This is a genomic window from Sporomusa sp. (genome assembly GCF_057736855.1).
The window spans coordinates 3,988-18,140 of the sequence record NZ_JBYKYF010000026.1 but is presented as its reverse complement, the minus strand read 5'-3'; the positions used below and the strand labels follow the sequence as shown (position 1 = coordinate 18,140).

Here is a 14,153-nt window from a genome sequence, read left to right as displayed (position 1 = left end):
CAACAATTGGCGTAATATGTAAGCAGGATTTTTGCAGCAGACAGGGAATTAATATTATTTCATAACTTATCATACTTTTTAAGTAAGGAGAATTTATTATGAAAAAAACCATGCTTGCAGCGGCTCTTTTATTATTGACTGCAGTTCCTGTCTATGCAGCACCTTCCATGAACGGTTCAACAGGCTTAATCAACACTCCAACTGCTGATGTTCTGCAAGCAGGACAATTTTCTCTGGGGTATCATCAGTTAGAAGAAGGTACTGTTGGCAGTTTTACCCTTAGTCTTGCCAAGAACCTGGAACTGGGTGTAGCCGGATTTCGTTATGACAGTGATGTAAACAGAGATAACGAAACCCTGTTTAATCTCAAATATGCGCTGTTGCCTGAAACTGTTTTGACTCCAGGTCTGGCTATTGGTGTTGAAGACATTGCTGATGATGATAAACGAACTCATTATGTTGCGGCCAGTAAAGCGTTGCCGCTAGGCTTCCGTATCCATGCCGGTGTTGGTGATGGCCGCTATGACGGTGTATTTGCCGCTCTGGAAAAAACCATTAACCCAGTCAGTGTGCTTACAGGCAACAACGTGTTTCCGGCAACAACCCTGATTGCCGAATGGGATGGTGATCACATGAACTATGGTGCACGGATGGCTATTCTTCCAGGACTCAAACTTGACGCTGGCTGGCGCCACAGCGAAACCTATTTTGGTGTAAGTTTCACCTATTAGGAGTAGTGGGATGCAATATTATTTCGTAAAATGTATCAGTCATTTAGTGTGTCTATTACCAGCCAGTATCAGACGTTGCCGTGGCGTTTGGATCGGGCGGCTGTGCTGGCCGCTGGTTCCGGCCAAACGGCGTAAGATGGCAATAACCAATATCATGCGCAGCCTACATGTTGATGAGCAGCAGGCGTACTTGCTGGCCAAGGCAAGTGTTGTGCGCTTTGGTCCCATGTTTATGGAAGTGCTCTATATGCCGCGGCTTACTCCGGAGAATATTGGGAGCTATGTTACATTGGTAGGCCGAGAGCACCTGGAAGCTGCACTGCAATTAGGACGTGGGGCGGTACTGGCTACCGCCCATTCAGGCAACTGGGAACTGTTAGGCGCTGCTTTGGCTATGCATGGGTTTCCCTTGGTGGCTGTGGTACAGCGTCAGACCAACGAAGCGATGAATAAATTTATTAATGAGTATCGGCGAAAAGCCGGTATGCATGTAACCTATAAAACAGGAGTCCGGGAAATGGTTAAGCTGCTTGGCAGCGGCAAAATTATCGGTCTCTTAATGGACCAAGATAATCGCAGACATGGCGTATTTGTTGAGTTTTTTTCCCGGCTGGCTTCGACTCCGCAGGGAGCAGCCGCGTTAGGTCGTTTACATGATGCGCCAATAGTACCGGCGTTTATTACCTCGAATCCGGACGGCACGCATACGGCCATTAATCATCCAGCGGTGATGGTGGAAAAAACAGCTGACCGTGATCATGATATTTTTACGACAACACAAAAGCTGACCAAAATTATTGAAAATCATATCCGGCAGCACCCGGAGGAATGGTTTTGGCTACATAACCGGTGGAAGACACCGCCGCCTGCAGGGACAAGCACAAGAGGCTAGTCCTCTTTTTTTGTATATTATTAGTATATAAAAATAATGGATAATTTGATATACTTATGGACAGTAAAATGATATACGTGCTATAATGTAGTCCGGGAGTGACGTGACTGAATGTATGCTGACACCAGGTATAAAAAGCCTTAATTTTTTAAAAAGTATTTTTAAAGACTCTATTCAGCGTGATATCTTGATACTGATTGTTATCAGCGTACTCATCGGCTCTGTGTTGGCCAGTTCAGTCTCCGTGGCTGCCAACACATACTTTTCTAAAACCCTGGCCAGCCTTGTGGGTGACTATGGTGAATACGACATATTACTGCAAATTAGAGAAGAAAACCGTGAAGATGCGGCTGTTCACCTTGCCAAGATAGTAAATGAAGTATTTCCCGGCGGCAAAATGAAAGAAGGTCCAACCATTACCGGTAAGACACCTTTCTTTATTGCTTTGCCTGACCAGTTTAAAACCAAAACTGTATATGAAGGGCTGTCGAAAACCTTTGGTGGCATCCCAGGCGGTGCGAGTGTCGGAATCATGACCGAGCCGCGCCTGACGGTGCGTGGTGTACCGGAGGGGGCGAAAGATCTGCTGCTAGATAAAATTTCACAAATGGATGGAGTACGTTTTACCTATCGTGACGGCTCCTCTGTCGGGGTTATCTTAACTTCGCTTGAAAAATCTTCGGCGGTTAACACCGCCATAAAGTCGCTATTGGCGGATTATCAGGTCGTTGAAATTAGTTTTCCGGTAGGCAGTGAACCGGCTAACCCGGTGCGGTTAGGGGAGAACATTGCCGAAGCTATACAGCAAGAGCTGCAATTGGCGTATGCCGAGAACGTATCGGTTGATGGCAAGAATGACGATATGGCATACATGGTGAGCACCATGCTGGAATTAAAACGTTTCTTGCAGGCCTATGCATCGCAAATTACCATTACCCCAGATGCCGGTATTACACTGGATAAAGGGGATATGGTTGTCTTTCAGGGTGCTGCTGTCCAAATGCCACAGGTCGGCAGTGCGATAGCCAAGGGGAATGTGGTAGTAGAGGTTACGGCAGTCGGTGCTAATGGTACACTGGAAGGCCGTATTACCGAAGGGGACGCTTCCTGGCTAGTTAATTCCAGTCTCCAAGGTTTCAAGGTGGAAAACAATGCTGTAAGTGCGAAACCGGCAACTGCCACCTATAAGAATCCGCGTCAGGAGCTAAGTAATGCTCTGGGGGAGACCGGCAAACTTGTTGGACAAATTCCAGGATTTGCGCAAGATGCCAAGCAATTGAGTACAGTTGCTCTAGGCACGCTTGAGCACTATGACCGTGGTATTCACGCGTTTGAACAAACCTTAACCGACCTGCAGGCGGCAGGCGGTACAATCCAGGCTGCTACCGGCGCACTTGCCGGTATTGATACCAGCAATATCCGCAGCCAACTTGACAGTTCAGCCAATACACTTGGTGGTTTGGTCAATACGTTGCAGGTCATCCGATTGGTGAATGGGGATGTGGATACCGCCATTAACAATGTCAGTGGCGCACGGCAACATCTGATTACGCTCAGAACGAACCTGGCCCAGCTTGACAGTGTGGCAGACAATGCCCGTCGTACCAAATCCGTTATCGACAATATTGCGATGAATGGACAAAACAACCTTAATATATTGAAAAACTTTGATGTTAACGGGACCAGAAGCAGTCTTGCCAGCGCCAATACCCATTTGGAGGAGTTACAAACGCTAAATGTGCCGTTGATTGTCGGCCAAATTGAATATCTGGCAAATGCGGTTCCTAACTTAAAAGACGAGGAAATCAGCCATTCCATTACCCTGTTAGATAACTTCATTGCTGGACAAGTCATTCCCAGTGCGCGTATTCAGATTTTGACAACCAATCATATGGATATAAATGCCGTAGCACCTATTGTTTACAGCCAAGTAGGCCATAATAACGTCTCGCTGTATTCGACTGCCTTAGGGGTCATTGAACCAGATCCGCGCGGCGAGTTATACCAGGTGCTTACTGAAGTCAAAAGTATTCTGGCCGGGATGACCGCCATTATTGTCACCATTCTATTCCTGGGGCTTGATCATACTGCTGTTATGACGGTTATCTACCACAAGCGGCGCAGCCAGCAAGTGACTGTTACCGGCTGGCGTCGGGCAATGGCACGGCTGACAGGGTTCTTTACCGCACCTGAACGCTGTTACGGTATGGGGGTAGGGGCGGTGATGCTGACTGCCATCTTCCAGCTGTCAGGCGGGGGGATTCCCTACCTGCCATGGGTGGGAGTACCACTCTTGGGAGCTATACTTGGTCTCATCGTAGCCTGCTATACCGAAAATATCAGTCCGATTGCTGATGAGGAAGTACTGGCTGGTGAAGCTTTAGGCTTGTCAGTAGACGAAATTATGCGCGAAATCGTGATTCCAGGCGGTCGTCCGGGGCTGATGCAAACCCTTAACCAACGCAAAATGCAATTTAAGTAACTGTATACGTAGAAGGGCGGTGAGCTGGTGCTCAACATCCGAAATTTAACCAAAACCTTCGGCAGCCTTGTTGCCGTTAACAACCTGAATCTTACGGTGGAAAAGGGAGAAACGGTTGTGATTATGGGGCCGTCAGGATGTGGGAAATCGACGACGATCAGAACCATTAACCGGCTGATTGAACCAGACACCGGTTCCATTCTGGTAGACGGCGTGGATATGATCCAGCTTGATCCTGCTGGGTTACGCAGCATGCGAAAACGTATTGGCTATGTTTTTCAGCAGTTTAATCTTATCAGCAGGCTTACTGCGGTTGAAAATGTGATGCTGGGGCTGGTTATGGGGGGACAGTCAAAAGAAGAAGCGTACGATAAGGCTGTTGCAGCCTTAACCAAGGTTGGCATGGAACGGTTCAAGGAGCATAAGCCTGGAACCATGTCCGGTGGCCAACAGCAGCGAGTGGGGATTGCCCGGGCGCTGGCCTTTGAACCTGAACTGATGCTATGGGATGAACCGACAGCTTCGCTGGATCCGATACTGGTCAGAGAAGTACTGATCGTTATGGAAGAGTTGGCTAAATATCGGGCAGCCACTATGCTGGTAGTTACGCATGAAATTGCTTTTGCCCTGCATGTTGCTGATCGCATTGTGCTCATGGAAAAAGGTACGATTGTTGAATCAGGTATACCCAGTCAGGTATTTGTAAATCCTGTTTCACAGGTGGGCCAGCAATATAAAGATCTGATTGCATATCAACTCCATACCAGTGCCCGTACACTCTCCGGAAAACGCAGCGCTTAACGCCTGATTCGATTCACAATCTCTACTTGCGTAATTTCCCAAATTCCTGTAAAATAAGTTGGTATTAGACAATTCAGGAGGAACCAAATGGAACGCCAAACTACAGTAGCGTCTCGTGTAATGTATACCGGTATTGGTCTGCACTCCGGGCGGGATGTAACCATAGCACTCAATCCAGCTCCCACAGATAGCGGCATTGTTTTTGTCCGCACCGATCTCGCGGGATGCCCACGAGTAGCCGCGAAAGCAGCCAATGTAACCAATACTATGCGGGCCACTACCTTAGAAAGCGGAGAGGCCAAAGTTTTCACCATCGAACATTTGTTGGCCGCTTTCTATGCAATGGGTATTGATAATTGTCTTGTTGAAATATCCTCGGTGGAGCCGCCAGTTGCTGACGGCAGTTCGCTGCCCTTTCTTACCCTGATTGAATCAGCAGGCATTGTTACTCAGGATAAACTGCGTCAGCCGCCAATTGTGATAAAAAAAGCTATCGCGGTACGTCATCCGGACAAATTTATTGCCATTTTGCCATATGACGGATTCCGTATTACCTTTACTTCTATTAATCCGCACCCGCTGTTGGGCGTTCAATTTGGAGACTATGAAATAACTCCTGAAGTGTTTGCCCGTGAGCTGGCACCAGCTCGTACCATCGGCTTTATGCATGAGGTAGAAGCCCTCAAAGCACAAGGCCTGGCTTTGGGCGGGAGTTTAGACAATGCTGTAGTATATGATGATGAAAAATGTTTAACGCCGCTCAGGTTTCCTGATGAACTGGTCCGGCATAAGATTTTAGACGTAATTGGTGATTTGGCACTAGCAGGCCGCATTCTTGGCCATGTTATTGCCGTGAAGTCAAGCCATGCGCTTAATACCGCGCTGGCGAAAGAGATCGTAAAGCAAGTAAGTGATTGATTTTGAGGAGGCGTTTTTCCGTGATTTTATCAGCAACCGAGATTCAGGCGGTTATTCCGCATCGTTACCCTATGCTGCTTGTTGATCGTATTATTGAACTGGAGCCAATGAAACGGGCGGTAGGCATAAAAAATGTAACTATTAACGAAGAGTTTTTTCTGGGACATTTCCCGGGAGAACCTGTCATGCCGGGAGTAATCCTGTTAGAAGCTATGGCCCAGGTTGGTGGGGTAGCTATGCTCTATCTAGAAGAAAATCGGGGAAAATTAGCCTACTTCGCAGGCATGGAGAAGGTTAAATTCAGAAAACCTGTAACTCCTGGTGACCAACTGCGAATGGAAGCAAATATTATCAAAGTTCGTGGCAATGTTGGTAAAGTCTGGGCGCAGGCTTTTGTTGACGGACAAGTCGTGGCTGAAGCGGAATTCTTGTTTGCGCTTACTTCACGAAAATAGGCAAAAAACAGATAAAACCACTGAAAACTACATGTTAATTGAGCAAAATGCCTGTTAATGGTTAAAAAAATGGGTATTTTGGCCAATTTCAGCATGTTGTTTCTCGACTGCCCAGTCGGAATATATAGATTAGACGGACCATGAGACCTGCTTGCAATTTCTAATTTAGTGGGGAGTTGATTATCGTATGAAACCGGAAGCGGTAGTAATACCATTACGTAAGATACATGAAACTGCAGTAGTGCATCCGAATGCCCGTATTGGCAAAGATGTTGAAATAGGAGCATATGCTGTTATTGGCGAAAATGTGCTCATTGGCGACGGGACGAAAATTGGTGCCCACGTAGTCATTGACGGCTGGACCAGTATTGGCAAAAACTGTGTTATTTTTCACGGTGCTTCTATTGGAACTGAGCCCCAGGATTTGAAATTCCGCGGGGAAAAAAGCTATGTATTTATTGGTGATAACACCAAAATTCGCGAATTTGTGACCATTAACCGGGCTACTGGTGAAGGCGAAGAAACACGGGTAGGTAGCAACTGTCTGCTTCAGGCATATACTCATGTGGCGCATAACTGTATTGTCGGCAATCATGTGATTATGTCGAACGCAGCAACCTTGGCCGGGCATGTAGTGGTAGAAGACCGGGTGGTTATTGGCGGCCTGACGGGTGTGCATCAATTCGTAAAAATAGGTCGTAACGCCATGGTTGGCGGTGCTTCGAAAGTGGTTCAGGATGTTCCGCCATTTGTCATCGTTGATGGTCATCCGGCTAAAGTGTGCGGCCTTAACAATGTTGGTTTGTCGCGTGCGGGTATGAGTGAGGCCGTTCGCCGCAATCTAAAGAAAGCCTATCGGATTCTTTATCGTTCTGGACTGACTTTGACGCAAGCGATCGCTGTCATGGAGCAGGAACTGGATTCTTGTGAAGAAGTTGAGCATATGATGCGTTTTCTCCGCAATGCCGAACGCGGCATTTGCCGTGGACGCAAGGATATGGACAATTAACGTATAGCAAAGACTTGCTTAGTAAAACCTACAAGATACCAAGATTTTATTCCATGCTTGATGTAGCTGTAAGGCTGCATCAAGCTACATAAGGTGGGACCGATATGAATACAATAGGACTTATTGCCGGTATTGGCCGGTTGCCAGTCGAATTTGCCCGTGCCGCTCGCGGCATGGGCTTTGCCGTGATTGCCATCGGTGTTGTACCAGGGATTGATGCGGAATTAAGCACCGTTGCTGACAAATGTTATACTGTTGGCTTAGGCCAATTGGACAAGCTGCTCGCACTACTGAAACAAGAAGCTGTTCAGCAGGTTACCATGCTGGGAAAGGTAACCAAAGAACACTTATTTAGCGGCGTGGCCAGACCGGATGCCCGTATGCAGCAGCTTCTCGCCGGACTCCATGATTTAAATGACGATACTATCATGCTGGCTCTGGTCCGGGAGTTAGCAGCAGAAGGTATCGGGGTTCTTGACCAAACCCAATTTATCAGACAACTGATGCCGTCAGCAGGCATACTGACCAAACAGCAGCCCACCGCAGAGCAACTGGCTGATATGGAGTTCGGTCTAGACATGGCTCGCAAAATAGGAGGCCTGGATATTGGGCAAACTGTAGTTGTTAAGAATAAAGCTGTGCTGGCTGTTGAAGCTATTGAAGGCACCGATGCCTGTATTCGGCGCGGCGGTCAGTTGGGGCGGGGTGGCGCGATAGTCGCCAAAGCCGCTAAACCCCAACAAGATTGTCGTTTTGATGTACCCTGCGTGGGTCCGGATACACTGGCAGCCATGATTGAATCTGGTGCAACCGCGTTGGTCATGGAAGCAGGTAAAACCTTATTGGTGGATAAAAACACCGTTATTGAACAGGCTAATAAGCACGGAATCTGTATTGTCGTGATGTAAGAAAAATGAGTTTCTGGAGGATACTATGATAATAATTCTCTCAGTCGGTGAAGCTTCTGGCGATTTACATGGCGCCAGTGTAGCCGCAGCTTTGAAACTTCTTGACCCCAATATTGAACTTTTTGGGATGGGCGGTAAGGCAATGCGGGACGCCGGTGTTACTGTGAATTATGACATAGCCGGTCTGGGGGTTATCGGTTTTGTAGAAGTTATTAAAAACTTAGGTAAATTATTTGCATTGCGGGATAACCTGGCGGCGCTTATGGATAAAGAGCGTCCTGATGTTTTGGTCATTATTGATTATCCTGATTTTAATATGCGTCTGGCGAAAATAGCCAAACAGAAAGGGATTCCGGTGGTGTCATATATTAGCCCTTCGGCTTGGGCCTGGCGGCGCGGTCGGGCTAAAGAGGTGGCTAATCTGGTAAACAAAGTGGCAGCTATTTTTCCGTTTGAAGCTGAGGTGTATCGTGACGCGGGGGCAGATGTAACCTTTGTGGGACATCCGCTGGTGGATATTGTAAAACCATCCATGCCTCGTGAAGAAGCGTTTCGGTATTTTCATGCTAATCCAGACAAGCCAGTCGTGCTGTTGATGCCAGGAAGCCGTCAGCAGGAAATCTGCAATTTGCTGCCAGTCATGCTGGAGGCTTGCCAACAGCTTACCGCCCAATTGCCTGAATGCCAATTTTTTTTACCAGTGGCTTCGACAATTTCCCGGGAAATGCTGCAAACTATGATTGCCGGGTATTCATTGAAGATTACACTCACAACTGACAAGACCTATGATGTAATGGGGATCGCTGATGTTGCCATTGCCGCCTCAGGCACTGCTACCCTGGAAACATCCCTCATGGGAGTACCTACTGTTATTATTTATAAAATGGCGGCACTTACCTATTTTCTCGGAAAACTTTTGGTTAAAATACCCAATATCGGGTTGCCAAACATTGTAGCTGGCCGGCGGATCGTGCCAGAACTGCTGCAGGATGAGGCCAATCCTGATGCGATTGCTGCTGAGACGCTAACACTGCTAACCGATACGACTGTGCGGAGCAAAGTATTAGCAGACTTAGCCGAAGTAAAGGATAAACTTGGCCAAACTGGTGCTGTGCACAGGGTAGCTCAAGTTATCTTAGAAGTTGCTCGGGCAAAGCGGTCCAAGTAGTCTGCTGAGATATTAGGGTGAGAGCGGCAGAAATACAGTCCATTTGGATTTGGTGGATAACTCAAATTCTATGAACAACGGAGGAACTGGTGGAGAGTCTGCTTCACCGGAACTGATGCCGCCTAAAAAGGCGGGAGTCTTGGCTCAGGGTATAAGATCAATCTATGAGGTTAACTACATGAAGCTTTACTTACGCTTATTACAATATATCAAACCATATCTGCCCCGGTTTTTTGCGGCCATTATCTGTATTTTGGTAGCAACGGCTACCAATCTGGTGCTTCCCTGGATTATCCAGGATGTCATTGACGATGTGCTTACTGCAAAAGACATGTATAAGCTTAATCTGATCGCTGGTGGCATTGTGGTCGTTTACTTAGTGCGCGGTTTTTTCTTCTATGGACAAAACTACTTGATGGCCTATATTGGCCAAAAAGTAGTTATTGATATCCGGGAAGCCTTATACCGTCATTTCCAGCGCCTATCACTGTCCTATTTTGAAAAACGCCAGACAGGCAGTATCATGAGCTATGTGACCAATGATGTAGCTGCTCTCCAAAATGCGCTGGTCGAGAGTGTCATCGAGCTGGTGACTGAGTCGGCGGTATTAATTGGTTCTATTGCCGCTATGTTTTATATTCATTGGAAACTGGCTTTGCTGACGTTTATTACCCTGCCGCTGGTGGCGCAGGCGATTAATATTTTTGGAAAACGTCTCAGAACCGCCAGCCGCGTAACGCAGGAGCGGGCGGCTGACATTACCTCAGTACTGCAGGAAACTATTTCAGCTATTCGAGTTATAAAATCTTTTGTCCGCGAAGAGTATGAGATTGGACGTTTTAACCGGGAAAACTATTCGAATTTCCGGGCACAAATGAAAGCGGCACAGCTTAGTGCCACATTGACCCCGATTATTGAGTTTTTAGGAGCCATCGGGGTTACCATTATTATTTGGTACGGCGGACGTGAGGTTATCAATGGCCACCTGTCGGCAGGTGAGCTCATTGCCTTTTTAATCTATGTTGTCAATATTACCAATCCGATCAAACGTCTAAGTCGGGTGTATTCTAATATTCAGCGAGCACTGGCGGCGGCACAGCGGGTCTTTGATGTTCTGGATACCGAACCGGAAATTAAGGATATGCCTGGCGCGATCGAGATGCCACGCATTAACGGTCGGTTAACCTTTGAGCATGTCAATTTTTCCTATAAACCGGGGGAAGTGGCGCTGGCTGATATATCGCTGACGATTGAACCTGGCCAAATGGTTGCCATTGTCGGCCCGAGCGGTGCCGGTAAAACCACCATTGCCAATCTCATTCCCCGGTTCTATGATCCACAGAGCGGCCGGATCACTATTGACGGCTATGATATTAAGACTGTCACCCTTACATCATTACGTGAGCAAATTGGTATTGTGCCACAGGAAACTATCCTGTTCAACGGCACAGTATATGAAAATATATTATACGGCGATCTCAAGGCTGACGAAGAAGCCATTATTGCTGCTGCTAAGGCCGCTAACGCTCACGAGTTTATTATGGCAATGCCTGATGGATATAACACCCAGATTGGCGAACGCGGCTCGAAACTGTCTGGTGGACAACGCCAGCGTATTGCTATTGCCAGGGCCATTCTCAAAGATCCTCGCATCCTGATTTTGGACGAAGCTACATCGGCGCTGGATACGGAAAGTGAGAAACTGGTACAAGAAGCCTTAGACAAACTCATGATGGGCCGCACTTCCTTGGTTATTGCTCATCGTCTGTCAACCGTACAGCGGGCCGATATTATTCTGGTCATGGACAAAGGACGCATTATTGAACGCGGTGTTCATGAGGAGCTTTTGGCTGCCGGAGGATTGTATAGTAAATTGTATCAAGTACAATTTGCCAATAAGTAAAATGGCTTTTCGCAAAACAGAACAACGGGCTTAGGTAGAGCCTACTTCACGGAACTGATCCGTCTGTAGCGGCGGGGTCTTGACTCAGCGTATCAAATAAAGAGGTATCGATATGTATCTTATCTATAACATTGTGGCAGTACTACTGATTTTATTGGCTTTGCCGGTATTTGTCATAAGAACCATTCGCGAAAAGGGCTTTGCTGAACGGTTGAAACAGAGTCTGTTCGGAATGTTACCTGAGGAAACGGTGGCTAAACTGGCTGATAGAAATGCCATTTGGCTGCATGCTGCCTCGGTCGGCGAAATTGTTGCGACAAGTCCGGTCGTTAAGGAGATTAAAAAGGAGCTTCCCGATAAGCCGATATTAGTATCGGTGGTTACGTCGTCCGGCTATGATATGGCCAAACGGATAATACCGGAAGCTGACGGTATTATCTACTTTCCTTTAGATCTTCCTTATCTCAGCCGTACGGTTATTTCCAAAATTCGTCCACAGGTTTTTTTACTTGTTGAAACCGAATTGTGGCCTAATTTTCTTAAAACCGCTAAAGCCATGAAGATACCTGTTCTAATGGTTAATGGGCGAATTAGTGAAAAGAGCCTGAGTCGCTACTCCTATTTCCGGGGCGTACTCAAGGATATGCTTGGTACGATTGTGAAATTTTGTATGCAGTCCTCCCTAGATGCTGAATACATTATTCGGCTTGGCGCAGATCCCAAGCGGGTAGTGGTTACTGGCAACACAAAATTTGATCAAAGTTATACCACGTTGACGGATGACGAAAAACGGTTGTTATATAAAACCTTGCATGTAAAAGAGTCAGGCTTAATTATTGTGGCAGGCAGTACCCATAGTGGTGAAGAAGAAATTTTGTTTACGGCCTTTCGTGAAATTAAAGCGGAATTTCCCAATACTCAGCTAGTGGTTGCCCCCCGTGATATTATGCGGGCCGACGAAATTATTGAATTAGCTGCGCGCTTTGACTTGCAAGCTGTGCGGCGTACCAAGTTAGAAGCCGATACAGGGGGAGTTTTCCCCGACATCATTATTGTTGATACGATTGGTGAATTGGGTAAAATTTATGGTGTGGCCGATATCGTTTATACCGGTGGCAGCCTGGTTCCCAAGGGCGGACATAATGTTTTAGAACCTGCCGCTCATGGCAAACCCATTCTGGTTGGTCCGCACATGTTTAACTTTAAAACCAGCTATGCCATGCTGTCTGACGGTGGTGCGTGCATCACCGTGAAGGATAGCACCGATTTAGTGCAAACCATCCGCAGTCTGTTTACCAATCCGGAAAAAATTAAAGAAATGGGTCAGGCGGCACTGGCGATTATTCATCAAAATCAGGGGGCTTCCCGTAAAAGCGCCTTGCTGTTAAAAGAAGTTCTTGAGACTATGGAGGCAACCGAACCGGTATCAGAAGTCCAACCGGTCAGAGGCCAAAACCATCCATTGACACCGCGGGAATCGCCGCAGGTGTATCTCTATAAGTTAGTGCATGGTGAAAAATCTGGCCTATTTGCCTTAATATTGCTTGGCCTGTTACGCGCCATGTCGGTTGTCTACGGGCTTGGCGTAGCCATCAAACTTGCCCTTTACCGTTTTGATATATTACAATCCTATCGCCTACCCTGTAAAGTCATTAGTTTAGGTAATATTACCGTAGGCGGTACTGGTAAAACTCCCACCGCTCAGCGTCTGGCGGCGATAATTCGGGACATGGGATATCGGGTAGTCATTCTTAACCGCGGTTATCGGGCCAGCTGGAAGGGGGAGGTCGGAGTCGTATCTGACGGAAATACCATTTATATGTCGGCGGGGGAGGCTGGCGATGAAGCCTATTTGCTGGCTAAAAGTCTGCCGGGGGTACCGGTGCTTATTGGTCGTAACCGCTATATTACCGGTACTTACGCAGTAACTCACCTGCAGGCCGAGGTCATTATCCTGGATGACGCCTATCAGCATTGGCTGCTGCAGCGTGATCTTGACATTGTGCTCATTGACTCACTGAATGTTTTTGGCAATAATTATTTGTTGCCGCGCGGTACATTGCGTGAACCACTGGCCAATCTAAACAGGGCCCATGCCTTCCTGCTAACCAAAGTAGACCAGGCGACAGACCAGGCGAAACAGACTATCCGAGAAACGTTGGCCAAATACAATACAGATGCGTTGATCGTCGAAAGTACCCATACGCCGCAGTGTTTTATTGAAATTGCTGAATGGTCTAAAGGGAATTGCTCTGAGCATGATGTACCGTTAACTACTATTCAGGGCTGCTCAGTCCTGCCGTTTTCGGCTATCGGTAATCCGTCCTCCTTTGAAAAGACGATCACTGACTTAGGCGGTGTAGTGGTTGATGCGGTGCGGTTTCCTGATCACCATGATTATACGCTGGCAGACATGCAGTGGATTATGCAAAAAGCCATGGATAATCAGGTATCGGCACTTATTACCACCGACAAAGATGCAGTTAAAATTCCTCCAGATTTTATACATGCTGAACGTTCCATACCGATTTATGTGCTATCTATTGAAGTGAGATTCCATGACGGGTATGAAAAGTTCATGGACATGATACAAGCGGTAATCAAACCCTATTCTGATACGGGGGTAATGCAATGAACATTTTATGTGTGATTCCGGCGCGATATTTTTCTACCCGGTTGCCAGGCAAGCCACTGGCAAAGATTGCCGGCAAACCGATGATTCAACATGTATATGAACGAGCCAAACAGGCTATGCGTCCATCCGCGGTACTGGTAGCCACAGACCATGAACTGGTCTATCAAGCTGTCAGGGAGTTTGGCGGCGAGGTCATGCTGACCTCGCCTGATCATCCCACCGGTACTGACCGTTTGGCAGAAGTTGCCCGT

At 47.2% G+C, this 14,153-nt stretch carries 12 protein-coding genes; all 12 read left to right on the top strand.

The features are described from left to right. The first annotated feature begins 98 nt into the window (after positions 1-98). The gene (locus AC29Z1_RS03320) at positions 99-731 is read left to right on the top strand and encodes a YjbH domain-containing protein (protein WP_488270035.1); all 633 of its coding nucleotides are present in this window, start codon (positions 99-101) and stop codon (positions 729-731) included. A 10-nt stretch (positions 732-741) separates the two neighbouring features. Further along, complete coding sequence (locus AC29Z1_RS03315) at positions 742-1,623, top strand: lysophospholipid acyltransferase family protein (protein WP_488270034.1); 882 nt, start codon at positions 742-744, stop codon at positions 1,621-1,623. 103 nt (positions 1,624-1,726) lie between these two features. Further along, a complete protein-coding gene (locus AC29Z1_RS03310) occupies positions 1,727-4,105 on the top strand; it encodes a hypothetical protein (RefSeq protein ID WP_488270033.1) in 2,379 nt (792 codons plus the stop codon). Between the two features lie 27 nt (positions 4,106-4,132). After that, positions 4,133-4,906: an amino acid ABC transporter ATP-binding protein gene (locus AC29Z1_RS03305; RefSeq protein ID WP_488270032.1), complete on the top strand. Its 774-nt coding sequence runs from the start codon at positions 4,133-4,135 to the stop codon at positions 4,904-4,906. A gap of 87 nt (positions 4,907-4,993) precedes the next feature. Continuing rightward, positions 4,994-5,824 (top strand): UDP-3-O-acyl-N-acetylglucosamine deacetylase, encoded by an 831-nt coding sequence (gene lpxC, locus AC29Z1_RS03300; protein ID WP_488270031.1) that lies wholly within the window; start codon positions 4,994-4,996, stop codon positions 5,822-5,824. Positions 5,825-5,847: 23 nt separating this feature from the next. After that, a complete protein-coding gene (gene fabZ, locus AC29Z1_RS03295) occupies positions 5,848-6,279 on the top strand; it encodes a 3-hydroxyacyl-ACP dehydratase FabZ (RefSeq protein ID WP_488270037.1) in 432 nt (143 codons plus the stop codon). A gap of 187 nt (positions 6,280-6,466) precedes the next feature. After that, on the top strand, positions 6,467-7,288 hold the full coding sequence (gene lpxA / locus AC29Z1_RS03290) for an acyl-ACP--UDP-N-acetylglucosamine O-acyltransferase (protein WP_488270030.1): 822 nt from the start codon (positions 6,467-6,469) through the stop codon (positions 7,286-7,288). Positions 7,289-7,392: 104 nt separating this feature from the next. Continuing rightward, positions 7,393-8,196 (top strand): LpxI family protein, encoded by an 804-nt coding sequence (locus tag AC29Z1_RS03285; protein WP_488270029.1) that lies wholly within the window; start codon positions 7,393-7,395, stop codon positions 8,194-8,196. 25 nt (positions 8,197-8,221) lie between these two features. Further along, a complete protein-coding gene (gene lpxB / locus AC29Z1_RS03280; protein WP_488270028.1) occupies positions 8,222-9,364 on the top strand; it encodes a lipid-A-disaccharide synthase in 1,143 nt (380 codons plus the stop codon). 178 nt (positions 9,365-9,542) lie between these two features. Then, complete coding sequence (msbA, locus tag AC29Z1_RS03275) at positions 9,543-11,267, top strand: lipid A export permease/ATP-binding protein MsbA (protein WP_488270036.1); 1,725 nt, start codon at positions 9,543-9,545, stop codon at positions 11,265-11,267. 112 nt (positions 11,268-11,379) lie between these two features. Then, positions 11,380-13,902, top strand: a complete 2,523-nt coding sequence (lpxK, locus tag AC29Z1_RS03270; RefSeq protein ID WP_488270027.1) for a tetraacyldisaccharide 4'-kinase — start codon at positions 11,380-11,382, stop codon at positions 13,900-13,902. Continuing rightward, the coding region (locus tag AC29Z1_RS03265) for a cytidylyltransferase domain-containing protein (protein WP_488270026.1) at positions 13,899-14,153 on the top strand (255 nt) is incomplete at its 3' end. The genes lpxK and AC29Z1_RS03265, both read left to right, overlap by 4 nt.